Annotated in this window: 24 protein-coding genes; 13 read left to right on the plus strand and 11 right to left on the minus strand. The window is 72.6% G+C overall.

The window, feature by feature from the left end; translation table 11 throughout:
- Positions 1-36 precede the first annotated feature (36 nt).
- Together AX018_RS00935 and AX018_RS00940 are read left to right on the plus strand one after the other, a co-directional pair.
- The gene (locus AX018_RS00935) at positions 37-1,371 is read left to right on the plus strand and encodes a D-amino acid dehydrogenase (RefSeq protein WP_111875379.1); all 1,335 of its coding nucleotides are present in this window, start codon (positions 37-39) and stop codon (positions 1,369-1,371) included.
- A 71-nt stretch (positions 1,372-1,442) separates the two neighbouring features.
- Positions 1,443-1,997 (plus strand): flavodoxin family protein, encoded by a 555-nt coding sequence (locus AX018_RS00940; protein WP_111875380.1) that lies wholly within the window; start codon positions 1,443-1,445, stop codon positions 1,995-1,997.
- Positions 1,998-2,024: 27 nt separating this feature from the next.
- On the opposite strand, the gene AX018_RS00945 is transcribed toward AX018_RS00940, so the two are convergent.
- Positions 2,025-3,281 carry a M14 family zinc carboxypeptidase gene (locus AX018_RS00945; RefSeq protein WP_111875381.1) on the minus strand — a complete coding sequence of 419 codons (1,257 nt, stop codon included), beginning with the start codon at positions 3,279-3,281 and terminating at the stop codon, positions 2,025-2,027.
- On the minus strand, positions 3,281-4,069 hold the full coding sequence (locus tag AX018_RS00950; RefSeq protein ID WP_111875382.1) for an alpha/beta fold hydrolase: 789 nt from the start codon (positions 4,067-4,069) through the stop codon (positions 3,281-3,283). Before AX018_RS00950 ends, AX018_RS00945 begins: the two co-directional genes overlap by 1 nt.
- A gap of 129 nt (positions 4,070-4,198) precedes the next feature.
- On the opposite strand from AX018_RS00950, the gene AX018_RS00955 reads away from it, so the two are divergent.
- Positions 4,199-4,720, plus strand: a complete 522-nt coding sequence (locus AX018_RS00955) for a flavin reductase family protein (RefSeq protein ID WP_111875383.1) — start codon at positions 4,199-4,201, stop codon at positions 4,718-4,720.
- Between the two features lie 121 nt (positions 4,721-4,841).
- Here AX018_RS00955 and minE read toward each other — a convergent pair whose 3' ends face one another.
- From minE to minC, 3 genes are read right to left on the minus strand one after another with little or no spacing between them, the layout of a single operon-like run.
- On the minus strand, positions 4,842-5,108 hold the full coding sequence (gene minE, locus AX018_RS00960; protein WP_099742662.1) for a cell division topological specificity factor MinE: 267 nt from the start codon (positions 5,106-5,108) through the stop codon (positions 4,842-4,844).
- A gap of 3 nt (positions 5,109-5,111) precedes the next feature.
- Positions 5,112-5,927 carry a septum site-determining protein MinD gene (minD, locus tag AX018_RS00965; RefSeq protein WP_111875384.1) on the minus strand — a complete coding sequence of 272 codons (816 nt, stop codon included), beginning with the start codon at positions 5,925-5,927 and terminating at the stop codon, positions 5,112-5,114.
- A gap of 47 nt (positions 5,928-5,974) precedes the next feature.
- Complete coding sequence (gene minC, locus AX018_RS00970) at positions 5,975-6,742, minus strand: septum site-determining protein MinC (protein ID WP_111875385.1); 768 nt, start codon at positions 6,740-6,742, stop codon at positions 5,975-5,977.
- Positions 6,743-6,899: 157 nt separating this feature from the next.
- On the opposite strand from minC, the gene AX018_RS00975 reads away from it, so the two are divergent.
- Positions 6,900-7,835, plus strand: coding sequence for a DMT family transporter (locus tag AX018_RS00975; protein WP_111875386.1), 936 nt, complete (start codon positions 6,900-6,902; stop codon positions 7,833-7,835).
- A gap of 87 nt (positions 7,836-7,922) precedes the next feature.
- Here AX018_RS00975 and pssA read toward each other — a convergent pair whose 3' ends face one another.
- Positions 7,923-8,546 carry a CDP-diacylglycerol--serine O-phosphatidyltransferase gene (pssA, locus tag AX018_RS00980; RefSeq protein ID WP_111875387.1) on the minus strand — a complete coding sequence of 208 codons (624 nt, stop codon included), beginning with the start codon at positions 8,544-8,546 and terminating at the stop codon, positions 7,923-7,925.
- Between the two features lie 361 nt (positions 8,547-8,907).
- Entirely contained in the window at positions 8,908-9,357 is a 450-nt protein-coding gene (locus tag AX018_RS00990) for an Lrp/AsnC family transcriptional regulator (RefSeq protein WP_111875388.1), read from the minus strand.
- A 117-nt stretch (positions 9,358-9,474) separates the two neighbouring features.
- Here AX018_RS00990 and ocd point away from each other — a divergent pair, with 117 nt between their 5' ends.
- Positions 9,475-10,578, plus strand: coding sequence for an ornithine cyclodeaminase (gene ocd, locus AX018_RS00995; RefSeq protein WP_111875389.1), 1,104 nt, complete (start codon positions 9,475-9,477; stop codon positions 10,576-10,578).
- Between the two features lie 49 nt (positions 10,579-10,627).
- Positions 10,628-11,587 carry an arginase gene (gene rocF, locus AX018_RS01000; RefSeq protein WP_111875390.1) on the plus strand — a complete coding sequence of 320 codons (960 nt, stop codon included), beginning with the start codon at positions 10,628-10,630 and terminating at the stop codon, positions 11,585-11,587.
- Here the strand turns inward: rocF and AX018_RS01005 are convergent.
- On the minus strand, positions 11,559-13,727 hold the full coding sequence (locus AX018_RS01005; protein ID WP_111875414.1) for an acetoacetate--CoA ligase: 2,169 nt from the start codon (positions 13,725-13,727) through the stop codon (positions 11,559-11,561). The two genes, rocF and AX018_RS01005, sit on opposite strands and share 29 nt — an antisense overlap.
- An 87-nt stretch (positions 13,728-13,814) precedes the next feature.
- Positions 13,815-14,051, minus strand: a complete 237-nt coding sequence (locus AX018_RS01010) for a DUF6139 family protein (RefSeq protein WP_111875391.1) — start codon at positions 14,049-14,051, stop codon at positions 13,815-13,817.
- Between the two features lie 217 nt (positions 14,052-14,268).
- Here AX018_RS01010 and AX018_RS01015 point away from each other — a divergent pair, with 217 nt between their 5' ends.
- From AX018_RS01015 to AX018_RS01030, 4 genes are all read left to right on the plus strand, one after another.
- A complete protein-coding gene (locus AX018_RS01015) occupies positions 14,269-14,457 on the plus strand; it encodes a hypothetical protein (RefSeq protein WP_111875392.1) in 189 nt (62 codons plus the stop codon).
- Positions 14,458-14,673: 216 nt separating this feature from the next.
- Entirely contained in the window at positions 14,674-14,829 is a 156-nt protein-coding gene (locus tag AX018_RS25580; RefSeq protein WP_245951381.1) for a hypothetical protein, read from the plus strand.
- Positions 14,822-15,766 (plus strand): CgnE/CgnB domain-containing protein, encoded by a 945-nt coding sequence (locus AX018_RS01025; RefSeq protein WP_111875393.1) that lies wholly within the window; start codon positions 14,822-14,824, stop codon positions 15,764-15,766. The genes AX018_RS25580 and AX018_RS01025 overlap by 8 nt, the downstream gene beginning before the upstream one ends.
- A gap of 25 nt (positions 15,767-15,791) precedes the next feature.
- A complete protein-coding gene (locus tag AX018_RS01030; RefSeq protein WP_111875415.1) occupies positions 15,792-16,088 on the plus strand; it encodes a PqqD family peptide modification chaperone in 297 nt (98 codons plus the stop codon).
- A gap of 71 nt (positions 16,089-16,159) precedes the next feature.
- Here the strand turns inward: AX018_RS01030 and AX018_RS01035 are convergent, their stop codons facing one another.
- Positions 16,160-16,978 (minus strand): M48 family metallopeptidase, encoded by an 819-nt coding sequence (locus AX018_RS01035; RefSeq protein ID WP_111875394.1) that lies wholly within the window; start codon positions 16,976-16,978, stop codon positions 16,160-16,162.
- Between the two features lie 305 nt (positions 16,979-17,283).
- A complete protein-coding gene (locus AX018_RS01040) occupies positions 17,284-18,963 on the minus strand; it encodes an IclR family transcriptional regulator domain-containing protein (RefSeq protein WP_111875395.1) in 1,680 nt (559 codons plus the stop codon).
- Between the two features lie 233 nt (positions 18,964-19,196).
- On the opposite strand from AX018_RS01040, the gene AX018_RS01045 reads away from it, so the two are divergent.
- The 3 genes from AX018_RS01045 (at position 19,197) to AX018_RS01055 (ending at position 24,110) form a co-directional block, all read left to right on the plus strand.
- Positions 19,197-20,684 (plus strand): aldehyde dehydrogenase (NADP(+)), encoded by a 1,488-nt coding sequence (locus tag AX018_RS01045; protein ID WP_111875396.1) that lies wholly within the window; start codon positions 19,197-19,199, stop codon positions 20,682-20,684.
- A 256-nt stretch (positions 20,685-20,940) separates the two neighbouring features.
- A complete protein-coding gene (ubiM, locus tag AX018_RS01050; protein ID WP_111875416.1) occupies positions 20,941-22,227 on the plus strand; it encodes a 5-demethoxyubiquinol-8 5-hydroxylase UbiM in 1,287 nt (428 codons plus the stop codon).
- Between the two features lie 146 nt (positions 22,228-22,373).
- Entirely contained in the window at positions 22,374-24,110 is a 1,737-nt protein-coding gene (locus AX018_RS01055; protein WP_111875397.1) for an ABC transporter permease, read from the plus strand.
- Positions 24,111-24,112: the final 2 nt, after the last annotated feature.

Below are 24,112 nucleotides of genomic sequence, written 5' to 3' on the forward strand. Positions count from 1 at the left end.
TCAAAAAAAACCGCCGCCGCCGCACACTGACCAGCCATGAAAACCATCGTCCTCGGCGCCGGCATCATCGGCATCAGCACCGCCTGGCACCTGCTGGAGCGCGGCCACGAAGTCATCGTCGTCGATCGCCAGCCCGACGCGTCGCTGGAGACCAGCTACGCGAACGCGGCGCAGATCTCGGTGAGCTATTGCGAGCCGTGGGCGAACCGCGAGGCGCCCTGGAAGGCGCTGAAGTGGATGTTCGACAAGGAAGCGCCGCTGCTGTTCCGTCCGCAGCTCGACTGGGACCAGTGGCGCTGGGGCCTGAAGTTCCTCGCGCAGTGCAACGACACCGCCTTCGCGCGCAACGTGCAGCAGATCGTGGCGCTGGGCGCCTACAGCCACGCCGCGCTCAAGGACGTGGTGCGCGCCACCGGCATCGAATACCACCGGCTGGAGCGCGGCATCGCCCACTTCTACACCGACCAGAAGTCCTTCGATGCCGCCGGCCACGCGGTGGAGCTGATGCGCCAGTACGGCGTGCAGCGCCGCCTGGTGAGCCGCGATGAGCTGCTGCGGATCGAGCCGGCCTTCCGCGCCTACGGCGACCGCATCACCGGCGGCACCTACACCAGCACCGACGAGAGCGGCGACGCGCGCGTCTTCACCCAGGCGCTGGCGCGCCGCTGCGCCGAGCGCGGCGCGCAGTTCCTCTTCGGGCACGACGTGGTGCGGCTGCACGCGGCGGGCGGCGCCATCGAATCGGTGGCGGTGCGCTCCCGCGAGCCCGGCGCGGCCGTGCAGGACCTGCGCGCCGACGCCTTCGTGGCGGCCTGCGGCTCCTACACCGCCCCCCTGCTGCGCACCGTGGGCGTGGACCTTCCCATCTACCCCGGCAAGGGCTACAGCGCCACGTTCCCGCTGCTCAGGCCCGAGGACGCACCCATGGTCTCGACCATCGACGACGGCAAGAAGATCGCCATGAGCCGCCTGGGCAACGTGCTGCGCGTGGCCGGCACGATCGAGCTGGGCGGGTTCGACCTGTCGCTGGGCAGCCCCCTGGCCCGCGCGCGCTGCCACATGCTCTCGCGCCGCATCGCCGAGATCCTGCCCGGCGTGTGCGACACGCGCACGCCCGAGGAAGGGGGCGACCCGCAGTACTGGACCGGCCTGCGCCCGGCCACGCCCACCAACATCCCGTTCATCGGCCGCACGCGCGTGGGGCGGCTGTGGGTGAACGCCGGCCACGGCACGCTGGGCTGGACGCACGGCGCGGGCTCGGGCAAGGCCATGGCCGAGCTGCTGAGCGGTGAGCGCCCGGCGATGGATTTCGGCTTCCTGGGCTTCGGCGCGCCCGCGGGCCACGCCGGCAGCGCCCCGGTGGCGGCCTGAAACCGGCCTGAAACGCAGTCCCCTTGGAGTCCCCTTGGGAGAGGCGGCGTGCCGGCGCTACGATCGCCGGCATGTCGCCTCCCCACTTTTTATTCCTGAACGCCTCCACGCGCGAGCCGGGCCACGTCGGCAACACCGAGTGGCTGGCCCGCCAGACCGCCGCCGCGCTGCCCGCGGAGGCCGCGCAGACCTGGCTGCACCTCGCCCGCCTCGACCTGCCGCCCTTCGTGGACCTGCGCCACACGGCCGGCAGCTACCCCGCGCCCGAGGGCGACCTGCGCACGCTGCTGGACGCCACCCTGGCGGCGACCGAGATCGTGTTCGTGGCGCCCGTCTACTGGTTCAGCATCCCCTCGCCGCTCAAGACCTACCTGGACCACTGGAGCGCCTGGATGCGCGTGCCGGGGCTGGACTTCAAGGAGCGCATGGCCGCCAAGACGCTCGGGCTGGTCGCCACCAGCGGCGACCGTGCCAAGGCCCAGCCGATGATCGATTCGGTCCAGCTGTGCGCGCAGTTCCTGGGCATGCGCTTCCGGGGGACGCTCTGGGGCAAGGGCGGCCCGCCGGGCGCGGTGCAGGCCGACGCGGCGGCCGTGCAGCAGCCCGCTACGTTTTTAATAGCATAAAGCCCAATAAAACCGGCGACATGCAGGCTATCGGACTGGAACCCCGGCTGCCGGCGTGTCGGTGGCGGCCAGGTGGGTGTCCATCCAGCGCAGCAGGTCGCGCCACATCTGGCGCACCTGCCCGTCGTCGGGCATGCGCAGCTCGTGCTGCAGCTCGATGGTGACCACGGGCATGCCCTGGCGCACGCTGCCGTAGTGCCCGAGCGAGCCGGGGAAGATGCCGAGCTGGTCGAGCCGCAACTGGCCCAGGCGGCTGGGCGGCGGCAGCGGGCCGTCGTAGTCGAGCACGCCGTAAGGCGCGTGGATGCTCACCACCAGGTCGGGCCGGAAGCCCTCCATCTGCGTGTGCAGGAAGCGCGATTCGGGCTCCGACAGCGGCTCGGGGCCGGGCCAGCGGCGCGGGTCGCGGCGGGTGCGCTTTTCCCAGTAGAGCGGCGCATCGCGCTCCCAGTTCGGCGTGGGGAAGTTGCGGTTCAGGTCCACGCCCCGGGCATTGACGCGCGTGGCGGGCTTGGCCAGCAGGCCGTCGGGGTTGAGCACCGGGATGAAGCGCCAGTGCACCGCCTGCCGCGAGGTCGGCAGCGGCTGGCCCGCGAAGCCGATCCAGCGCAGCGCGAGCGAGGCCGAGGTGAGCTCATCGCCGTGGATGGCCCCCACCACCAGCACGCGCAGCGGCTCCTGCGCGGACCCGCCCGTGGCGGGCGGCGGCACGTCGCGCCAGTAAAGCGGCACCCCCTTGCGCGAGTGCGCGCCGCTCTCCGAGAGGCGGGTGGATTCGCACAGCGCCCGGTCCACCGTGGGCAGGCGCGGCAGCAGCAGCGTGCAGGCGGCCACCGATTCCGGCGCGCCGGACGGCGGCACGGGAATGGGGGCCTGGGCGGAAGCCTGCGCGGGCTGCGCCGGCGCGCCGGCCGACACCGCGCCCGGGCCGGCCGCGCCGGAAGCCGCCACGCGTGGCGTGGAGGCCGCGGCGGCCGGCCCCCGGGGCGCGGAAGACGCGGAAGCCGCAGCGGAGGCGGACCGCTCGGCCGGCGCGCCCAGCACCACCACCGAGTGGTAGCCGGCGCCAGGATGGCCCGTGCCCAGGTGGCCCCGGTCCAGCGTGACCACGGCGTCGGACGCGGCGCCCCCGCCCTGCCCGGCGGGCAGCAGCGCGCGCGGGTCCCAGACGGCGGCGCCCAGGAAGGCCAGCGCCAGCGCGGCCACGGGCGGCAGCAGCCACAGCGGGCCGGGCTTGCGCGGCACGGCGGGCACCCCGGGGGTGCCGGAATCGCGCGCCGCCATCAGTGCAACACCCGCACGGAGGACGACCCCAGGAAGTCCAGCAGCGCGGCGTCGAAGCCGTCCGGGTCCTCCAGCTGCGGCCAGTGGCCGACGTGGGGCAGGCTCAGGTGGCGCGCGTCGGGCAGCACGTGGGCCAGGGCCTGCAGCGCCTCGGGCGGCATGCACGGGTCCTGCGCGCCGCTCACGAGCAGCGTGGGCATGGCCATGCGCGTGAGGTCGGAGGCATCGCGCGCGAACGTGGGCAGCAGCTCCAGCACGCGGCGGAAGGCGGAGCGGTGCACCTGCCCCATGGCATGGCCGGCGAGGCGCGTGCCCTCGGCCAGCGCGCCGGTGCCGGTCTGGCGCGGCACGAGGATCTCGGCCACGCGCTCCATCGAGTGGTCGGCGTCCAGTGCCGCGATGCGCGGCGCCACCCAGGCGCCCAGGCCCTCGTCGTCCAGGGCCGGGCCGCCCGCGCAGAGCACGAGCCGGCCCACGCGGCGCGGCGCACGCGCGGCCACCTCCACGGCCACCATCGCGCCCAGGCCGTGGCCCATGAGCGTGGCGCCCTCGGCGCACCGCAGCGCATCGAGCAGCGCGATGCAGCTCTGCGCGAGGCCCTTGAAGCTGTAGGGTTCGATGGGCGCGCTGTGGCCGTAGCCGGGCATGTCCCAGGCCACGGCACGGTAGCCGGCATTGGCGAGGGTCTCGACCTGGGGCGCGAAGGTCAGGTGGCCGCCGTCCGCGTCGTGCAGCATGAGCACGGTCGGGCCGGCGCCGAGGGTGGTGAAGGTGGGAAGCAGGGCCATGGAGAGGAAAAGCAACGACAACGCCCCCCGCAGGGGTACGGCGCCCGGGCCGCGGCGGGGCTTCGGGCGCCGGACCATAATAGCCGACCCCTTTTCCGATCCGGCGCCCGGCGCGCCTGCCGCCTTTCCGTGACACGTCCCCTGCCCCGGCCCGCGCTGGCCCGCCCCCCGAGCTTTTCCCCCCGCGAGTTCCGCGATGCGCTCGGCATGTTCGCCACGGGCGTGACCATCGTCACCGCGCAGGACGCGGCCGGCGGCCTCGTGGGCCTGACGGCGAGTTCGTTCAATTCGGTGTCGGTCGCGCCGCCGCTGGTGCTCTGGAGCCTGGCGCGCGCGGCCGGCTCGATGAATGCACTCTCCGCCGGATCGCACTACGCGATCAACGTGCTGGCGGCCGACCAGAGAGCCCTGGCCGAGCGCTTCGCCACGCGCGGCGTGGACCGCTTCGCGGGCGTGGCCTATGCGCTGGGGGTGGCGGGCGCGCCGCTCATCGAGGGCGCGGTGGCCACGTTCGAGTGCTTCAACCGCAGCCGCTACGAGGAAGGCGACCACGTGATCTTCGTGGGCGAGGTGGAGCGCTGCACCCACCGCCCGGGCGTGCCGCCGCTGCTCTACCACGGCGGGCGCTTCTACACCGAGCATCCCCTCTGACGGGCCGGCGCCCGGGCGCGCTCCGGAGTCCGGCTCCATCATTTGCTATTCAATAAATAGCAACAGAAGTCCAAAAGACGGCGACACCCGGCCATTCCAGCGCCAAACCGGCCCGGCCGGCTCAGCGCACCGTGTCGGGCAGCTCGATCTTGACTTCGAGGACTTCGAGGTTGTCCTGCCGCTCCAGGTGCACCTTCAGGTCGTCGGGGCTGATCTTCACGTACTTGGAGATCACGGCCACCAGCTCGCGCTGCAGCGCGGGCAGGTAGTCGGGCTCCGAGGCATTGCGGCCGTTGCGCTCGTGCGCGAGGATGATCTGCAGCCGCTCTTTCGCGACGCTGGCAGTCTTTTTCTTCTCGCCGAGCAGGAATGAGAGAAAGGAGGCCATGGCTTACCTTCCGCCGAAGATGCGCTTGAAGAAGCCGGGCTTCTGCGCGTCGATGAAGCGCAGCGGCTTGTCCTCGCCGAGGAAGCGCGCCACCACGTCCTTGTAGGCTTCGGACACGTCGGTGCCCTGCAGGTGCACGGCCGGCGTGCCCTGGTTGGAGGCCTGCAGCACGCTCTCCGACTCGGGGATCACGCCGATGAGCTCGATGCGCAGGATGTCCTGGATGTCCTCCAGGCTCAGCATCTGGCCGTCCTGCACGCGGTTGGGGTTGTAGCGCGTGATGAGCAGGTGCTCCTTCACGGGCTCCTTGCCCTCGATGGCGCGCTTGGTTTTGCTGCCCAGCATGCCCAGGATGCGGTCGGAGTCGCGCACCGAGGAGACCTCGGGGTTGGTCACCAGCAGCGCCTCGTCGGCGAAGTGCATGGCCATGAGCGCGCCGCTCTCGATGCCGGCGGGCGAGTCGCAGACGATGTATTCGAAGTCCATCGCGGCGAGGTCGTTCAGCACCTTCTCGACGCCGTCCTGCGTGAGCGCGTCCTTGTCGCGCGTCTGGCTGGCGGCGAGCACGAAGAGGTTCTCGCACTGCTTGTCCTTGATGAGGGCCTGGTTCAGGTTGGCCTCGCCATGGATCACGTTGATGAGGTCGTACACCACGCGGCGCTCGCAGCCCATGATGAGATCGAGGTTGCGCAGGCCGACGTCGAAGTCGATCACGGCGGTCTTGTGGCCGGCGAGCGCGAGGCCCGATGCGAAGCTGGCACTGGTGGTGGTCTTGCCCACGCCTCCCTTGCCGGAGGTGACGACGACGATTTTGGCCATTTCTGCAGTTTCCCTTGGGGCGTTGGTCCGGAGTTCGGATGGAGAAGTCAAAGGAGGGGTTCGATGAGCAGTTTCTCGCCATCGAGCCGCACCTGGGCGGGCTTGCCGCGCACGTTGTCGGGCAGTTCGGTCTCGGTGGTGCGGTAGATGCCGGCGACCGAGACGAGCTGGGGCTCCAGGCAGGTGCTGAAGATGCGCGCGGCGGTGTTGCCCCGCGCGCCGGCGATGGCCCGGCCGCGCAGCGGCGCGTAGACATGGATGTTGCCGTCGGCGATCACCTCGGCGCCGAAGCTCACGACGGCCATCACCACGAGGTCGGCGCCGCGCGCATAGACCTGCTGGCCCGAGCGCAGCGGCTTGTCCACCACCACCGTGCCGGGGCCGGGCGCGGGCACCTCGCGCACCACCTCGACCTCGCGCACGACTTCGCGGACCACCTCGCGCACGGGCGCCTCGGCGGCGGGCTGCGGGGCGCGGGCGGGCGGCGCCTCGGGCGCGGCGATCAGGCCCGCCTCGCGGGCAGACTCCATCTGGCCGGGGCTGCCGCCGCGCGCGGCCACGGGGCGCGTGCGGTGGCCGCGCAGCGTGGCGCAGAGGGCGTCGAAGTCGATGGCGCCCTCGGCCTCGCGCACGCCGGCCAGGTCGATGAGCACGGGGTCGTTGTCGAAGAACTCGGGATCGGCGGCCAGGCGCTCGGCCAGGTCGGCGGCGAGCACGTCCACGTCGGTGGTCTTGAGCGCCACGGCCACCACGGGCAGCTGCGCGCTCTTGAGGTCAAAGCTGGTGCGGGCCGGGCCCGACGTGTCAACGGCCATGGGAGGAGGTATTGGGGCGGGAAACGCGCCGCGCGCGGCAGGACGCTGCGGGCGCTGGCTTCGTCAAAGCCGGGGAGTGTACCGTGGGGTCGCCGGCGGGACTGTCTCCGGGCGTATCCATGCCGGGCCCGCGCGCCCGCATTCCGATAATGCCCGGATGCCCGCCACGCTCCGCCCCCGCAAGGACCATCTCGATACCCTGGCCGTGGCGCTGCTGCTGGCCTGCTGCATGTTCTGGGGCTTCCAGCAGGTGCTGGTGAAGGCGACGGTGGCCGAGGTGCCGCCCGTGTTCCAGGCCTTCGTGCGCTTCGCCATCGCCACGGCGGCCGTGGCCGCGTGGTGCCGCTGGCGCGGCCTGGCCTGGGGCGCGGGCCGCGAGCCCGCCGGCGCGGCGCGGGCGGGCCTGCTGGCGGGCGCGCTGTTCGCGGGCGAGTTCGCCTGCCTCTACGTGGGCCTGCAGTACACGCCGGCCTCGCGGCTCACGGTGTTCCTCTACTGCGCGCCGTTCTGGGTGGCGCTGCTGCTGCCGCGCTTCGCGCCCGGCGAGCGGCTGCGCGGCCTGCAGTGGCTGGGGCTGGTGGGCGCGTTCGCAGGCGTGGCGCTGGCGCTGGGCGACGGCCTGCTGCACGGCCACCGCGTGGCGGGCGCGCACCCGCTGGGCTGGCTGGGCGATCTGCTCGGGCTGGCCGGCGGCCTGTTCTGGGGCCTGACCACGGTGGTGATCCGCGCCACGCCGCTGGCGCGCGTGGCGCCCGCGAAGCAATTGCTCTACCAGGTGGCGGTGAGCGCCGCCGTGCTGCCCCTGCTCTCGCTCGCGCTCGGCGAGCGCTGGAACATCGCCGACTGGAGCGCGTTCGCGTGGACCTCGCTGCTGCTGCAGGCCCTGGTGGGCGCGTTCGCGAGCTACCTCGCCTGGATGTGGATGCTGGCGCACTACCCGGCCACGCGCATCTCGGTGTTCGCCTTCCTCACGCCCGTGTTCGCGCTGCTCTTCGGCGCGGGCTGGCTGGGCGAGCCGGTGACGGCCGGGCTGCTGGGCGCGCTGGCGCTGGTGGCCACGGGCATCGTGCTGGTGAACCGCCGGCGCGGCTGAGGCGCGCCCGTGCGACCGATGCAAGGCCGGGGGGCCTTCATGTCGCCGTATTTTCTCGATAGTTTGCTATTTAAAAGATAGCAAATCTCAGAACTTCGGAATCCGGATGCGGCTGATCATGAGCGAGCCCGACACCGCGAACAGCAGCACGAAGGGGTGCAGCGTGAAACCGCCCAGCAGCAGCTTGCCGAACCACAGGTGCTCGCGCACCGCGCCGAGCGAGGCCGCCAGCGCCATCAGGCCCACGAGCACGATGGAGGTGGGGATGGGCGTGCCCTCGAAATACTTCACCTTGCCCGAGCCCTCCGAGAGCGTCTCGGCCGTGACGTTGTAGCGCGCGAGGCGCGAGACGCCGCAGGCCACGAAGAAGGCCAGCACCACGCGGTCGTAGAGCCCCTGCATGCCGCAGGCGTAGGCGATGATGGCCGGCGCCACGCCGAACGAGATCACGTCGGCCAGCGAATCCAGCTCGCGCCCCATGGCCGACGATTTCTGCCGCCAGCGCGCGATGCGGCCGTCGAGCACGTCGAAGATCAGCGCCGCCAGCACCAGCGCGCAGGCGAAGTGCACGTGCCGCACGTCGGCGGTCTCCAGGTACGTCATCGACGAGAACAGCGCCCCCACGCCGCAGACCGCATTGCCCAGCGTGAACCAGTCGGCCAGGTGGAACTCGCGGATCATCGAAAAGCGCTTGGGCGTGGGCTGGGACATGGGCGGGGATCTCCTTGCGGGACGGCCGGCCGGGCGGGCGGGCCATCGGGCGATTATGGGACGGGGGCGGCACGGGCCCCATCAGGTCTGTCCTAAGAACGTGTTCACGATCTCCCAGGGGTCGCGCAGTGGCGTGTGCGGGTGGGATGCAAGGCGCGGTGCGCCGCCCATAGCCCGGCTATGGGCCAGCGCCGCAACGCCGCAGACCGCCCGCACACGCCACTGCCCGAAGGGTTGGAGCGAAATCGGGCGATTGGACGCCCCGGCTGCTTGCATGGGCACGAGCCCATGCGGCGCATCCGAGGCATCCACTCATCCCGATTGCGCTCCAACGCGACCCCTGCGAGATCGTGAACACGTTCTAACGCCGCGGGGCGGCCCCCTGCGGCGGCGCGCGCAGGGTCTCCAGGTGGATGCTGGTCTCGGTGTTGCGGATGCCCTTGATGAGCCGGATGCGCTCCAGCGCCCGGGCCAACTCGGCCAGCGTGGCCACCTGCAGCTCGGCCAGCAGATCCCACTGGCCGTTGGTGGCGTGCAGCGCGAGCACGCTGGGCTCGCCCAGCAGCGAGGCGGTGACGCGGCGCGCGTCGTTGCCCTCGATCGAGATGCTCATCCACGCCTGCAGCCCGCCCGTCTCGCCCTCGGGCCGCAGGCGCACCGTGTAGCCCACGATGACGCCCGAGTCCTCCAGCTTGCGGATGCGGTTGGTGACCGTGCCGCGCGAGACGCCCAGCCGCGCCGCGAGCGTGGCAACGCTGGCACGGGCGTTGTGGCGCAGCGCGGCGATGAGCTGCTGGTCGATCTTGTCCATAGTGGCAACGGATGCTGCCATAGCGTCAGCATTCTGCGCAAATGCAGGCATTTTTGGCGATGTGATTTGGCACGTGCCTGTGGGAACCTCGTCGGCACACCCACCGAGGAGCCCCCCATGACCCGCCCCGCCGCCCACCCCCTCCTCACCGAATTCCTCGATGCGCCGCTCGCGGCCGAGCTGGTGGGCCGCACCGGCGCCATCGCCTGCATCCGCGCCATCGCCCAGGCCATCGAGGAAGACTTCCTGCGCTGGAACGACTTCGACAAGACCGCGCGCACCGCCGCGCATTCGCCGCGCGGCGTGATCGAGCTGATGCCCGTGGCCGACACGCGCGCCGGCGGCCACTACGCCTTCAAGTACGTCAACGGCCATCCGGCCAACACGCAGCGCGGCCTGCCCACCGTGATGGCCTTCGGCGCGCTCGCGCAGGTGGACACGGGCCTGCCGGTGTTCCTGAGCGAGCTCACCCTCACCACCGCGCTGCGCACCGCGGCGGCCTCGGCCGTGGCGGCGCGCCGCCTGGCCCGCGCCGGCAGCCGCAGCATGGCGCTGATCGGCAACGGCTCGCAGGCCGAGTTCCAGGCGCTCGCGTTCTTCGGCCTGCTGGGCGTGCGCGAGCTGCGCCTCTTCGACACCGACCCGGCGGCCACGCGCAAGCTCATGGCCAACCTCGCGCCCCATGCCCGCGAGGGCCTGCGCTGCGTGCCCTGCACCAGCGCGCGCGAGGCCGTGCGCGGCGCCCACATCGTCACCACGGCGACGGCCGACAAGGCGCGCGCCACCATCGTGCAGGCCGACATGCTGGAGCCCGGCATGCACCTCAACGCCGTGGGCGGCGACTGCCCCGGCAAGACCGAGCTGGCGCCCGAGGTGCTGAGCGCCAGCGCCGTGTTCGTGGAATACGAGCCCCAGACCCGCATCGAGGGCGACCTGCAGCAGATGCCCGCCGACTTCGCCGTGACCGAGCTCTGGCGCGTGCTGGCGGGCGAAGCGCCCGGGCGCGTGTCGGACGCGCAGGTCACGCTGTTCGACTCGGTCGGCTTCGCGCTGGAGGACTATTCCGCCCTGCGCACCCTGCGCGCGCTGGGGCAGGCGGCCGGCCTGCTGGACCACGTCGCGCTGGTGCCCGCGCTGGCCGACCCCAAGGACCTGTACGCCCAGTTGCGGCCCTGGCTGGCGGAGGGCGGCGCGGCGGCCCCCGCGCTCCAGGCGGCCTGATTTCCGACGCCCCGCCCGCCACAATGCGGCCCCGAGGAGGACCGCCCCGATGCCCCACCCCACGACCACCCCCCGCCCGGTCACGCTGATCGGCGTGCCCACCGACGTCGGCGCCGCCCGCCTGGGCGCCGCCATGGGCCCGGACGCGCTGCGCGTGGCGCAGCTCGGCCCCGCGCTCGAACGCCTGGGCCTGCAGGTGCATGACCTCGGCAACCTGCACGGCCCGCCCAACCCGCGCGGCGAGCGCACGGCCGAGGGCCTGCGCAACCTGGCCGAGTGCGAGGCCTGGAACCGCGCCACGCACGACGCCGTGATCTCGCAGCTGCGGGCCGGGCGCCTGCCCGTGATGCTGGGCGGCGACCACAACCTCGCCATCGGCTCCATCGGCGCGGTGGCGCGCCATTGCCGCGAGACCGGCCAGCGCCTGCGCGTGCTGTGGCTGGACGCGCACTCCGACAGCAACACGCCCGAGATCTCGCCCAGCGGCAACGTGCACGGCGTGCCGGTGGCCTGCCTCTACGGCCTGGGCCCGGCCTCGCTCACCGGGCTGGGCGGCGACGCGCCCGCGCTGCGCGGCAGCCAGCTCTGCCAGATCGGCCTGCGCAGCGTGGACGCGGCCGAAAAACGCATGATCCACCAGCTCGGCCTGGAGGTGTACGACATGCGCGCTATCGACGAACTCGGCATGCGCGAGGTCATGCGCCGCGCGCTCGCGGGGCTGGAAGGCGATGCCGGCACGCACCTGCACGTGAGCTTCGACGTGGACTTCCTCGACCCCGAGATCGCGCCCGGCACCGGCACCACCGTGCGCGGCGGCCCCAACTACCGCGAGGCGCAGCTGTGCATGGAGATGATCGCGGACACGGGCCGGCTCGCCTCGCTGGACATCGTGGAGCTGAACCCCGCGCTGGACATCCGCAACCAGACCGCCGAACTCGTGGTCGATCTGGCGGAAAGCCTCTTCGGCAAGAGCACGCTGGTCAGGCCGCCGCCGGGCGGCCGGGGCTAGCAGCCGGCGCGGCGCCGCCGCGCTCCAGGTGCCGGCGCGCGAAGTCCTCGTACCACGCGAGGCAGCCCGGGTTGGCCATGGCGTCGCGGTTGACCACCTTCTCCAGCGGCTGGCCGAGCAGCAGCTTCTTGATGGGCAGCTCCTGCTTCTTGCCGGTGAGCGTGCGCGGCACCTCGGCCACCGGCACGATCTCGTCGGGCACGAAGCGCGGCGAGAGCGCGGTGCGGATGGCGCCCGCGATGCGCCCGCGCAACGCATCGTCCAGCACGGCGCCCTCGCGCAGCGCCACGAAGAGCGGCATGTAGCTCTCGCGGCCCAGGGTTTCCAGATCGACCACGAGGCTGTCGAGCACCTCGGGCAGCGCCTCCACCGCGCGGTACAGCTCGCTCGTGCCCATGCGCAGGCCGTGGCGGTTGATGGTGGCGTCGCTGCGGCCGTAGATCACGCAACGGCCCTCCTCGCCGATGCGCAGCCAGTCGCCGTGCCGCCAGACCGCGCCCATCCCGGCGGGGCCGTCGCCGCCGCCCGGCCGGCGGCCGTGGCCGGGTGGGTACATGTCGAAATAGCTCGCGAGGTAGCGCGGCCCCTGCGGATGGCCCGGCAGCGCCGGCGCGCCCTCGGGCGCATCGCCCCAGAAATAGAGCGGCATCGACGGAATGGGCTGCGTGCAGACCAGCTCGCCCACTTCGCCCACGACCGGGCGGCCCTGCGCGTCCCAGGCCTCCACGGCCGCGCCGAGCATGCGGCACTGCATCTCGCCGGGCACCTGGGGCAGCTCGCGGTGGCCGCCGATGAAGGCGCCGCAGAAGTCGGTGCCGCCCGAGATGTTGTCCCACCAGACGGGTTCGCCTCCACGCGCCCTCGCCGCGATGCGCGCGAACTGCGCCGTGCCCCACTCCTGCACCTCGGGCGAGAGCGGCGAGCCCGTGGTGCCCAGCGCGCGGATGCGCGAGAGATCACCGCAGGCGGCGAGGTCCAGCCCGGCCTTCATGCAATGGGCGTAGAAGGCCGCGCCCGCGCCGAAGAAGGTCACGCCCGTCTCGGCCGCGAAGCGCCAGAGCGTGCCCCAGTCGGGCCGCTCCTTGCTGCCGCCCGGGTTGCCGTCGTAGATCACGCAGGTGGTGCCCGAGAGCAGGCCGCTCGCCTGCGCGTTCCACATCACCCAGCCGGTGGAACTGTACCAGTGGTAGCGCTCGCCGAACGAATTCGCCTCGTGGCTGGCGCCGATGTCGTTGTGCAGGCCCTTGAGCAGCAGCGCCACGAGCACCATGCCGCCGTGGCCGTGCACGATGGGCTTGGGCAGGCCGGTGGTGCCGCTCGAATAGACGATCCACAGCGGATGGTCGAACGGCAGCCACGCGGGCTCGAAAGCGGCCACTTCGGCATCGTTTCGCTCGCATGTCGCCGTGAAATCTGCACAGTCTGCTATGGTTTTTGCAGTACCTAGCTGGTCCACGATGAGCACGTGCTCCAGCGAGGGCAGCGCGGCGCGCAGCTCGGCCACCACGCCCCGCCGGTCGAGGTCGCGGCCGCCGTAGGTCACGCCATCCACGGCGACGAGCACCTTGGGCGCGATCTGCCGGAAGCGGTCGAGCACCGCCGCCGTGCCCATGTCGGGCGCGCACACGCTCCAGATGGCGCCCAGGCTTGCGGTGGCCAGCAGCGCCACCAGGGCCTCGGGGATGTTGGGCAGGCAGGCCGCCACGCGGTCGCCCGGCCCCACGCCCTGCGCGCGCAGGTGCAGCGCCAGCGCCGCCACCTGCCGGCGCAGCTCGGGCCAGGCGATCTCGCGGTGCCGGCCGCGCTCGTTGCGGCTGATGATGGCGGGCTGCCCGGCCGCGTGGGCGGCGTCGGCGTGCCGCAGCGCCTGGCGCGCATAGTTCACCTGCGCGCCGGGAAACCACTCGGCCCCCGGCATGGCGTTGCGCGCCAGCACCGCCGTGTGCGGCGTGGGCGACTCCAGGCCGAAGTAATCCCACACGCTCTGCCAGAAGGCGTCCAGGTCGGTCACGGACCAGCGCCAGAGGGCGTGGTAATCCTCGAATGCGAGGCCGCGGTGGCGCTCCAGCCAGTTCTGGTAGAGGCGCAGCTGGGGAATGAACGGGGCGCACGCGGGCGCCGCGGGGGGCGTTGTCTCCATGCGCCCCAGCGTAGCGCGCGCCCCGGCCACTGTCACCGGGCGGGCGTCCCCGAATGGACAGCCCCACCCCTTCCGGCGCAGCGGCGGTCAGTCCGTGAATTCGCGCACGCTGGTGATGGCGTAGCCCTTCTCCTGGATCTGCACGCCGGGCCGGGGAATGCCGTAGTCGTCCCAATGGCCGGCGTCCTCGTCCATCTCCTGCCCCCGGGCCTCCGAGGCCCAGTCCACATTGATCGCCTCCTGGGGGATCGGGCGGCCCTCGGGCACCGCAAGGTGGGAGAACTTGCCGTCATGTTCGGCCCGGCGGTAGATGTCCACGCGCATGTAGGGATCCTTTGGTGTGGGATGCAGGGCTTTTCACTCTAGCCAGCGGGGAAGCCGGGCCGCGTAGGAAAACGCCGCCGGCAGGCAAACCACCCTGGGCCGCCTTGCGCAAGACATCTTCTTTTATGCACTGGAGTATTTGACCCGGGAAAACGCATCCAGTACTTTGAAGGCGTGGCCACGATGGCCACATGTTCATTTTCTGGAGGTGGATTCCATGATCACTCAGACGCATACCGCAGACGCACCGAAGCAGCCCCTGCTGCAGCCATCGCACGTGGGCCAGCTGGAAGCCCCGCGCATCACCCTGCTCGGCTCGCTGGACGATACGCAGGGAACCGGCGGGATGGCCCTGGAAGGGCAAAGCCCGAAGCCGTTCCTGGCCATCATCTACACCGGCATCTGACTCCCGGCCCGGCATCCGGCGCAGCGCCGGATTCCATCCCCGGGCCCATTCCCCCTTCATCCGGCCGCACGGCGAGGAAAGCGATATGTCCAGACGCATATGGGTCGCGGAAGGCTTCGCGAGCGATGGCGACGTCTACGGCCGCGCACTGCAGATCCCGGGCGCCGGCGCGCCCGGGCAGCGCCCGGGCAGCGCCCGGGCGGCACCGGCGGCGAGGTGCAGCGCGCGCCGCGCGCATCGGTTCTCAAGACCCACCTGGGCGACGTCCCCTCCTGCCCCTGCATCGCGTCGATGCTGCCGCAGGACGGCGCGGCCGCCGGGCACACCCCACCCGCCCAACCCCACCCCGCGCGCGAGGCCGTGGATGCGTGACGGGCTCGCGCGCAACCTGCGGGCGGTCTTTTCCGGGGAAGAGGCGCTGGTCGTCACGGACGACGCGCCCGTCGCGGACTGGCTGGGCGCCGCCGGCGTCCCCGCCACCACCTTCGACGACCTGCTGCGGCCCGGCCGCGACATGCCGCGCAAGGTCCTGGCGATACCGCTGGACTGGGAACGCCTCCCGTCCCGCCATGCGCTGCGCGGGATCTTCGCCGACGCCAGCGTGCTCTGGATGCCCCTGGGCTCCTTCTCGTGCGACCCCGCCGAGGCCCGATACGCGCTGGAGCGGTTCGCGGACATCGACATCACCGACGCCGTGGCGATGAACCGCCGGATCCTGTCCCGGCTCCTGCTGGCCCCGCAGGCCGTGAGCCTGTCGGGCCCGGACACGCTGCTGACGGTGCGCCTGCCGGACGCCCTGCAGCTCCTGTGCCGGACCCGGGTGGGCATGCTGCCCGACGAGCATGCGAGCTTCGGCAATTATTTCGAGGTGGCGATGTCGCCGACCGACCTGTCCGGCCATGTGGACACGGAGCTGTCCGTCTCGGGCACCCTGCGCATCGATTCGGCGCTGGTCGCGAGGCACCGCGAACTGAAAAGCATGCCGCCCGGCTCCTTCGGCGAAGCCACCGCGCTGGCCCACGACCTCCGGAGGGCCTGCCCGCTGCAGCTGTCGATCCGCGACAACCGGATCGTCGATGGCCTCGGCCCCTGGGCCCGGGCCCTCCAGGCCCTCTGCGGCCCCGATAACGGCAGCGCCCTGACCGAGGTGGCGGTGGGCACCGGGCTGCTGCCGCCGGAAAACATCGACTGGAGCCTCAATTGCCTGGTCAACGAGGGGGCCTCCGGCATCCACGTCGGCATCGGCAACGGCATCTCCGGCATGCATTTCGACTTCATCTCCACGGAGGCGCATTTCGATGGAACATGACACGCGAACGGATCCCCACGGAACCATGCAGCTCATCGCGTCCCTGCACCTGCAGGCGGAGCCGGGCGGCGGAGGCCTCGTCATCGACGACCGCACGCTGACGGCGGCGCGCATCAACCCGTCGGCCTACGTCCTCCTCGAAGCCCTGCACGAGCCCCGCACCCAGAAGGATCTGGCGCTGGCGCTCGCCGACGCGGCCGACTGCGGCATCCGCGAGGCGACCGCGCCCGTCGTCCAGCTGATCCAGGAACTCACGCGGCTGGGCTGGCTGGAATTCCACGCGCGCCCCGCTGGAGAGGGGCGGGAGAGCCGTTTCCACTAGCCCTGGAAAAACGGCCGGGCATTGCGCCCGGCCGCCCTGTCGGTCGCCCTGTCAGCCGATGCGCCCTGGCATCACTTCGCGGCCAGATCGCGCATGCGGTCGGCGCGGCCGGCCGGATCGGGGTGCGACGAGAGCATCTCGTCGAGCGTGCCGCCCTTGCCGCCGCTTTGCGCCGCCAGCTTGCGGAAGGCCGATTCCATCGCGCTCACCTTGTACTTGTGCTTCTTCATGAAGGCCAGGCCGTAGTCGTCAGAGGCCGTTTCCTGGCTTTGCGAGAACTGGCTGTTGACGAGCTTCTCGCCCAGCGCGCCCAGGTCGCTGTCGGCCAGCTTGCCCACGCCGCCGGCGGCGGAGGCGGCCTTGCGGCCGGCCGAGGCCAGGTAGGCGGTGCGCATGGTGGACAGGGAGTGCTGCAACTTCACGTGGCCGATCTCGTGGCCGATCACGCCCAGCAGCTCCTGGTCGTTCATCATGTCCATCAGGCCGCTGTAGACGCGGATGGAGCCGTCGGCCGTGGCGTTGGCGTTGACCTCGTTGCTCAGGTAGACCTTGAAGTTGAGCTTCAGGCCGTCCTCGTTCACGTGCTTCTTCGTCAGGCGGGCGAGGCGCTGGGCGTACTTGTTCTTGGCGGGCGCCACCTTCTCGGTGCGCTCCTCATAGGCGCGCAGTTGCAGCGAAACCGACTTGAGTTCGTCGTCGGAGACGGTGGCCGCCTTGAACACGTCCGCGGCGGCGCCGATCTTGCTCTCGGTGCCGGAGCCGCCGGCCCCCGCCGCGCCCAGGACCGAGCCGACACCCGAGCCGGACGATGCGCTCGTGTCGGCGCCATTGGTGGCGCAGCCGGCCAGGAGCAGGGCGAGCGCAAGCGCGCTCAGGCGGGACGTGTTCATGGATTTCTACCCTCTTGAATGGATGGGACGTACTGGGGAATGGGGAAAGGCGCGCCGCCAGCGCGTGGCGCGGGCGCGGACACCGTGCGGGGCGGCGGATGGCGGCCCCCGGCGGAGGCGGATTGTCCACACGGCCGAGCCTGCCGCCGCGGTGCCCGGCGCCCGACTTGCATCCATTTGTATTCAGACCCAACGACGGTAACACGGCGTGTTTTGCAGGAACTTCCCGCCATGCCCGCACTCTCCTTGCAGTCCGCCGGGGGCACATCTTGTTGCAAAAATCCAGCCCGCGCGGAGCCCCCTGTTCACAACGGCAAGGCGAAGAGCCGACCCGACAGCGGCGCGTTGGCCAGCATGTCGAGCGCCACGGGCTGGCGCGCGGTGGTCACGAACAGGCAGCGGCCACCCACGCCGCCCACCGCCACGTCGGTGGGGCACGGCACCGGCAGACCCGCCACGCGGTCCAGGCTGCCGTCGGGCAGGAAACGCACCACGCTCCAGCCGTCGCGCAGCGCCGTCCACACCCCGCCGTCGGCATCGAACGCCAGCCCGCTCACGCGGCCCGAGCCCTTGGGCACGGTCACGAGGCGCCGCACCACGCCGGGGCTGTCGGGGTGCATGAGCAGGATCGCGCCCGTGTCGGGCACGGTGGCCAGCAGCGCGCCGTCCTGCGCGCGCCAGCGCAGGCACTGCAGCGGCTCGCCGAAGCGCCAGCGGATGTCGAGCGTGCCGTCCGCGCGCAGCCGCCCGACCGCGCTGCCGCCGTCGGAGGTTTCCGTGGCCAGCCAGAGGAGCGGCGGCGCATCGCCGGGCTCCTGCGCGCTGCGCGCCTCCAGGCAGGCGGCCTGCACCACGGCCCCGGCCGGCCAGGCCGGCCAGGGCTCGGGCGCCGCCGCCCCGTGCCGCCAGCGCAGGGCGCCCTGCGCGCCCACCAGGGTGACGTCGCCGTGGCCGCCGTGCACCAGCACGCCGGCAATCGGCGCATCGTGCGCCGCCACGGCATGGTCGGTGCCCGGAGCGCCGTCCGCCGCACCGCCCTCGCCCGCCGGCCCGGCCCCGGCCTGCGCGCCCGGCTCCGGCGTCCAGGTGCGCAGCGCGGGCGCCAGCGTGTCGGCCCAGTAGAGCCGGCCCGTGTCCTCGCACCAGTGCGGATGGGCGCCATGGAAGGCCCAGGGCCCCGCCAGCGCGCGCGCCGCCGTGTCGCTGACCGGCGCGCGCACCCGCTGCAACTGGGCGCCCACGCGGCGCGCGGCCTCGGCCACCTCGGGCCCGAGCAGCTCCAGCCGCTCGGGCGTGAGCCGCCAGGCCGGCCCGGCCACGCTGAGCGCGCCGCGCACCTGCCCCCGGCCGTCCACGATGGGCGCGCCCACGCAGCGCACGCCGGCCACGATCTCCTCGTCGTCGATGGCATAGCCGCGCGCCGCCGTCACGCGCAGCTCGGCCTGCAGGCGCCGGCGGTCGGTGATGGTGCGCGGCGTGAGCGCCTTGAGCGCCAGCCCGCGCACGAGCGCATCGCGCTCGGCCTCGCCCAGCACCGAGAGGATGGCCTTGCCCTGGCTGGTGCAGTGCACCGGCTTGCGCTGGCCCAGCGCGCTGGCCGAGCGCTGGCTGTGCGCGCCGTCGCAGCGCTCCAGCGACACCACCTCACGCCCGTCGAGCGCACCGAGGTAGGTGGTCTCGCCCGTGAGGTCGCGCAGCGCGCGCAGCTCCAGCGCGGCGGCAGCGGCCAGATCGGGCATGGCATAGGCCTGCCGCGCCATCTCGAAGCAGCGCATGCCCAGGCAATAGACCTTGCGCAACGGATCGCGCCGCAGCAGCCCGCGCGCCACCAGCGTGGCCAGCAGGCGGTAGGCCGTGGTGCGCGGCAGGCCCAGCCGCTGGGCCAGCTCGGCCTGGCTCAGCCCCTCGGGCGCGGCGCCCACCGCGTCGAGCAGGTCGAGGGCTTTTTCGAGGGCACCCGTGCCCTCGGCGGCGGAGGCAGCCATGATTTGTCTCAAATAGTGGAACTGAGATGCACTTTAACGGAGCCTGCGCCACGGTCAAAGCGGCTGCGCGACAGGCGGGTCAGTACGATGGGGCAGCGCTCGATGCCTCGCCGGCCCCCGGCGTGGCCCCGCCATATTTCCATCTGCTGAGACAGGACGCGCCCGCCCCCGCACCGGAGCGGACCGCGCGCCCCACTGCCGGCACCGAACCCTTTCCCCAGGAGACCGTTTCCATGTCCACCCCCGACACCCTGCAATCCATCGACGCGCGCACCGGCCAGCCCCAGGGCGACGCCTGGGCCGCCTCCACGCCCGCCGCGATCGATGCCGCCGTGGCTGCGGCCGCCGCCGCCTCCGATACCTTCGCGGCCACCAGCGCCGCCGACCGCGCGGGCCTGCTGCGCGCCCTGGCCGAAGCCCTGGAGGCACGGCGCGAGGCCCTGGTGCCGGTGGCCGACCGCGAGAGCGGCCTGGGCCCCGTGCGCCTCAACGGCGAGCTGGACCGCACGGCCTTCCAGCTGCGCGGCTTCGCCGACGTGCTGGAGCGCGGCGCGGCCCATGCCGTGGTGGACGACCCCGCCGTGGCCGGCGCGCCGCCCGCCGGCCGCCCTCGCCTCGCCAAGGTGCGCGTGCCCGTGGGCCCGGTGGCCATGTTCTCGGCCAGCAACTTCCCCTTCGCCTTCTCGGTGCTGGGCGGCGATACCGCCTCGGCGCTCGCGGCCGGCTGCCCGGTAGTCGTGAAGGGCCACCCGGCCCATCCCGAGCTGTCGCGCCAGACCGCGCGCCTCGCGCAGGAAGTGGCGGCCGCGCGCGGCCTGCCGGCGGGCGTGTTCCAGTTCGTGGAGGGCGGCTCCGTGGCGACCGGCGTGCAACTGGTGCAGGCGCCCGCCATCGCGGCCGTGGCCTTCACCGGCTCGTTCAAGGGCGGCACGGCCCTGGCCCGGGTGGCGGCCGATCGCCCCCGCCCGATCCCGTTCTATGGCGAACTCGGCTCGGTCAACCCGCTGTTGGCCCTGCCCGCCGCGCTGGAAGCCCAGGGCGCAGCCCTGGCCGAGACGCTGGCCGGCTCGATCTGCCTCGGTTCGGGCCAGTTCTGCACCAGCCCCGGCGTGATCGTGGTGCGCAAGGACGCCTCGGGCGATGCCTTCGTGCAGACGCTCGCGGAGAAGCTCCAGGCGCTGGCGCCGCACGCCATGCTCTCGGCCGGCATCCGCGCCAACTTCGACCGCGGCGTGTCCGCCTGGCGCGCGCACGGCAAGCTCAAGCCCCTGGTGAGCGACACGGCCGCGGCCGGCGCCACGCCGCGCCCCTTCCTGGCCGAGGTGCAGGCGGGCGACTTCATCGCCGACCACGCATTGCACGAAGAGGTGTTCGGCTCGGCCGCCCTGGTGGTGCGCGTGGGCTCCATCGATGAGACCCTGGCCGTGCTGCGCGCCATCGGCGGCTCGCTCACCGTGACGCTCTGGGGCGCCGACGCCGACACCGCCGAGCACCGCGCGCTGGTGCGCGCCGCCACGCAGGTGGCCGGCCGCGTGCTGTTCTCCGGCGTGCCCACCGGCGTGGCCGTGACGTCCGCCCAGCACCACGGCGGCCCCTTCCCCGCCAGCACCGCGCCCTTCACCACCTCGGTCGGCTACGCGGCGCTGAACCGCTTCCTGCGCCCGGTGGCGCTGCAGGATGCACCGCAGTGGCTGGTGGAGCGGCAAGGCGTGCCCTGCTGATCCGCGCGGCGGCGGGCGCACGGGCGAGCCCGTGCGCGGCTACACGGCCGTTGGGATGCCCCGGCGCCCCCATGTCGCCGTGGAATCTGCATCGATAGCTATATCTTTAATAGCAGCAGAAAGATTGACGCACGGCAACGGCCGCGCGGGGCCGGGCGGTCCACAATGGCGCGGCGCTCCGCCGCTCCCGATCGATCCTGCCCGCCATCCCGCGCCTTCCCGTCCGGCCATGCCCGAATCCACCGCATCCCTCCCCATGCCCTCCACGGCCCCCGCGCGGGCCGATGACGTCCTGATCGTGGGCGGCGGCCCGGCCGGGCTGTCGCTGGCGATCTCGCTGGCGCAGGCCGGCTTCGCAGCCACCGTGGTGGAACGGCAGTCCGGCGCCGACCTGGCCGCCCCCGCGCCGGATGGGCGCGAGATCGCCCTCACCCACCCCAGCGCGGCGACGCTGCAGCGCCTGGGCTCCTGGCAGCACCTGCTGCCGAACGAGATCGGCCGCATCCACGAGGCCCAGGTGCACGACGGGCCCGTGGGCCGCGCCAGCCCGCTGCGCCTACGCACGGCGCGGGGCCCGGGCCACCTGGGCTGGATCGTGCCCAACCACGCGCTGCGCCGCAGCGCCCATGCCGTGGCCGCCGCCACGCCGGGCGTGCGGCTGCTCACGGGCCTGCAGGTGGCGCGGGCCGCGATCGGCCCCGGCGCGGCGGAGCTGGAATGCCTGCCCGCCGCCGGCACGGGGCCGGAGGGCGCGCGGCCGCTTCGGCTGCGGGCACCGCTGGTGGTGGCGGCCGACAGCCGCTTTTCGGCCATGCGCCGCCAACTGGGCATCGGCGCGGCCAGCACCGACTTCGGCCGCACGGTGATCGTCTGCCGCATGCGCCACGAGGCCGCCGGCGACGGCACGGCGCACGAGTGCTTCGGCTACGAGCGCACGCTGGCCATCCTGCCCCTGCCGCCCGACGCGGGCACGGGCGCGCCGCTGTGCTCGGTGGTGGTCACCGCGCGCAGCGACGATGCGGCCGCGCTGCTGGCCCTGCCGCCGGCCGATTTCGCGGCGCAGGTGCAGGCCCAGTTCGGCCACCGGCTGGGCGCCATGCACCTCGCGGGCGAGCGCCACGCCTATCCGCTGGTGGCCGTCTATGCGCAGCGCTTCAGCGGCCACCGCTGCGCGCTGCTGGGCGATGCGGCGGTGGGCATGCACCCCGTGACGGCCCACGGCTACAACCTGGGGCTCGCGGGCGTGGAGCGGCTCACGGCCGCGCTGCTGCAGGCGCGCCGGGTGGGCCGGGACCTCGGCGATGCCGACATGCTGCACCGGCACTACGCGCGCCCGCACCACCGCCACGCCTGGCCGCTCTACGAGGGCACCAACGCCATCGTGCGGCTCTATACCGACGACCGCCCCCTGCCGCGCCTGCTGCGCCGCATGGTGCTGGAGGGCGCGCGGCGGCTGGCGCCGGTGCAGTCGGCGATCGTGGGGCAGTTGATGGGCGCAGAGCCGGCGCGGCAGGCGCCGGAGGGCGCAGCGCGCGGGGCCTGACCGCGCCGCGGCGCTGAACTTTCCGCCGCCGCGCGACTCCTGCATGCGCGCCCGCCGCTCACGCGCGGCATGGCGCGTGTCACGCCGACCCGCTACCCTTGTGGCCCGGCGCGGTCCGCGCTGCCTCTCCCCGGTCCCGCAAGAACATGAAAAAACCAGCGCACCGCGAATTCTTTCCACGCCAGATCGTGGACGCCAGCCCCAACCGCTGGGACTGGGCCCTGCTGCCCCTGGTGCTCGCCGGCGTGGTGCTGCTGGCCTACGGCGCCGCGCAGATGGCCCGGCCCTTCGAGGTGGGCGACGTGCTGCCGCTGTCGCTGGACCCGTGGCAGCTGCCCTACTACCTGCTGCGCACCACGCTGCGCATGTTCATCGCGATGGGCGCGGCGCTGGTGTTCAGCGCCGTGTTCGCGGTGCTGGCGGCCAAGTACCGGCTGGCCGAGCGGGTGCTGATCCCGCTGCTGGACATCCTGCAGTCCATCCCCATCCTGGGCTTTCTCTCGATCACCGTGACGGGCTTCATCGCGCTGTTCCCCGGCAACCTGCTGGGCGTGGAGTGCGCGGCGATCTTCGCGATCTTCACGTCGCAGGCGTGGAACATGGCCTTCAGCCTGTACCAGTCGCTGCGCACGGTGCCGGCCGAGCTGCAGGAGGCCGCGCGCGTGTTCCAGCTCTCGGGCTGGCAGCGCTTCTGGCGGCTGGAGCTGCCCTTCGCCATGCCGGGGCTGCTGTGGAACATGATGATGTCGATGTCCGGCGGCTGGTTCTTCGTGGTGGCCTCGGAGGCGATCTCCGTCTCGCACCAGGACATCAAGCTGCCCGGCGTGGGCTCGTACATCGCGCTGGCGATCGAGGCGCGTGACCTGCCGGCCATCGGCTGGGCCATCGCCTGCATGCTGGTGGCGATCCTGCTGTACGACCAGCTCCTGTTCCGGCCGCTGGTGGCCTGGGCCGACAAGTTCCGCTTCGAGGAGAGCGGCGCCGATGCCGCGCCGCAGTCGTGGCTGCTGGACTGGCTGCGCCGTGCGCGCGGCGTGCAGGGCTTGGCCGGCTGGTGCGGGCGCCAGCTTGGCCGCAGCCTGACGCTGTTCCGGCGCGACCACGACGGCACCTCGATCCGCGCGCGGCCGCGCGCCGCCTCGGCCACCGCCGGGCGCGTGTGGGACGCGGTGCTGGCCGCCGGCGTGCTGTTCGCCATTGCGCGGCTGGTGCAGTTCGTGCACTCGGAGGTGGGCTGGCACGAGGTGGCGCACGTCTTCGCGCTGGGCGGCACCACCCTCGTGCGGGTGCTGGTGCTGATCGCGCTGGCGGCGCTGGTGTGGGTGCCCATCGGCGTGTGGATCGGCATGAACCCGCGCTGGTCGGGGCGGCTGCAGGCCGTGGCGCAATTCCTGGCGGCGTTCCCGGCCAACCTGTTCTTCCCGGTGGCGGTGGTGCTGATCGTGCACTGGAAGCTCGACCCGGACGTGTGGCTCTCGCCGCTCATGATCCTGGGCACGCAGTGGTACATCCTCTTCAACGTGATCGCCGGCGCGTCCAGCATCCCGAGCGAGCTGCGCCTGGCCGCGCAGAACCTGGGCCTCTCGGGCTGGCTGCGATGGAAGCGCTACCTGCTGCCGGCCGTGTTCCCGAGCTTCGTGACCGGCGCCATCACGGCCAGCGGCGGCTCGTGGAACGCGAGCATCGTGGCCGAATACGTGACCTGGGGCGACACCACGCTGCAGGCCCAGGGACTGGGCAGCTACATCGCGCAGATGACGGCGGCGGGCGACTTCCCGCGCATCGCCCTGGGCATCGGCACGATGGTGGTCTTCGTGATGGGCCTCAACCACTTCCTCTGGCGGCGCCTCTACCGGCTGGCCGAGGACCGAATGCATTTCTGACC

Source organism: Paracidovorax anthurii (assembly GCF_003269065.1).
Taxonomy (GTDB): Bacteria; Pseudomonadota; Gammaproteobacteria; order Burkholderiales; family Burkholderiaceae_C; genus Paracidovorax; species Paracidovorax anthurii.

Excerpts from the sequence above, each read along its gene's own strand:
- AX018_RS00935 (WP_111875379.1), top strand. The coding sequence starts at position 37 with ATGAAAACCATCGTCCTCGGCGCCGGCATCATCGGCATCAGCACCGCC.
- AX018_RS00940 (WP_111875380.1), top strand. The coding sequence starts at position 1,443 with ATGTCGCCTCCCCACTTTTTATTCCTGAACGCCTCCACGCGCGAGCCG.
- AX018_RS00945 (WP_111875381.1), bottom strand. The coding sequence starts at position 3,281 with ATGGCGGCGCGCGATTCCGGCACCCCCGGGGTGCCCGCCGTGCCGCGC.
- AX018_RS00950 (WP_111875382.1), bottom strand. The coding sequence starts at position 4,069 with ATGGCCCTGCTTCCCACCTTCACCACCCTCGGCGCCGGCCCGACCGTG.
- minE (WP_099742662.1), bottom strand. The coding sequence starts at position 5,108 with ATGGCCTCCTTTCTCTCATTCCTGCTCGGCGAGAAGAAAAAGACTGCC.
- minD (WP_111875384.1), bottom strand. The coding sequence starts at position 5,927 with ATGGCCAAAATCGTCGTCGTCACCTCCGGCAAGGGAGGCGTGGGCAAG.
- minC (WP_111875385.1), bottom strand. The coding sequence starts at position 6,742 with ATGGCCGTTGACACGTCGGGCCCGGCCCGCACCAGCTTTGACCTCAAG.
- AX018_RS00975 (WP_111875386.1), top strand. The coding sequence starts at position 6,900 with ATGCCCGCCACGCTCCGCCCCCGCAAGGACCATCTCGATACCCTGGCC.
- pssA (WP_111875387.1), bottom strand. The coding sequence starts at position 8,546 with ATGTCCCAGCCCACGCCCAAGCGCTTTTCGATGATCCGCGAGTTCCAC.
- AX018_RS00990 (WP_111875388.1), bottom strand. The coding sequence starts at position 9,357 with ATGGACAAGATCGACCAGCAGCTCATCGCCGCGCTGCGCCACAACGCC.
- ocd (WP_111875389.1), top strand. The coding sequence starts at position 9,475 with ATGACCCGCCCCGCCGCCCACCCCCTCCTCACCGAATTCCTCGATGCG.
- rocF (WP_111875390.1), top strand. The coding sequence starts at position 10,628 with ATGCCCCACCCCACGACCACCCCCCGCCCGGTCACGCTGATCGGCGTG.
- AX018_RS01005 (WP_111875414.1), bottom strand. The coding sequence starts at position 13,727 with ATGGAGACAACGCCCCCCGCGGCGCCCGCGTGCGCCCCGTTCATTCCC.
- AX018_RS01010 (WP_111875391.1), bottom strand. The coding sequence starts at position 14,051 with ATGCGCGTGGACATCTACCGCCGGGCCGAACATGACGGCAAGTTCTCC.
- AX018_RS01015 (WP_111875392.1), top strand. The coding sequence starts at position 14,269 with ATGATCACTCAGACGCATACCGCAGACGCACCGAAGCAGCCCCTGCTG.
- AX018_RS01025 (WP_111875393.1), top strand. The coding sequence starts at position 14,822 with ATGCGTGACGGGCTCGCGCGCAACCTGCGGGCGGTCTTTTCCGGGGAA.
- AX018_RS01030 (WP_111875415.1), top strand. The coding sequence starts at position 15,792 with ATGCAGCTCATCGCGTCCCTGCACCTGCAGGCGGAGCCGGGCGGCGGA.
- AX018_RS01035 (WP_111875394.1), bottom strand. The coding sequence starts at position 16,978 with ATGAACACGTCCCGCCTGAGCGCGCTTGCGCTCGCCCTGCTCCTGGCC.
- AX018_RS01040 (WP_111875395.1), bottom strand. The coding sequence starts at position 18,963 with ATGGCTGCCTCCGCCGCCGAGGGCACGGGTGCCCTCGAAAAAGCCCTC.
- AX018_RS01045 (WP_111875396.1), top strand. The coding sequence starts at position 19,197 with ATGTCCACCCCCGACACCCTGCAATCCATCGACGCGCGCACCGGCCAG.
- ubiM (WP_111875416.1), top strand. The coding sequence starts at position 20,941 with ATGCCCTCCACGGCCCCCGCGCGGGCCGATGACGTCCTGATCGTGGGC.
- AX018_RS01055 (WP_111875397.1), top strand. The coding sequence starts at position 22,374 with ATGAAAAAACCAGCGCACCGCGAATTCTTTCCACGCCAGATCGTGGAC.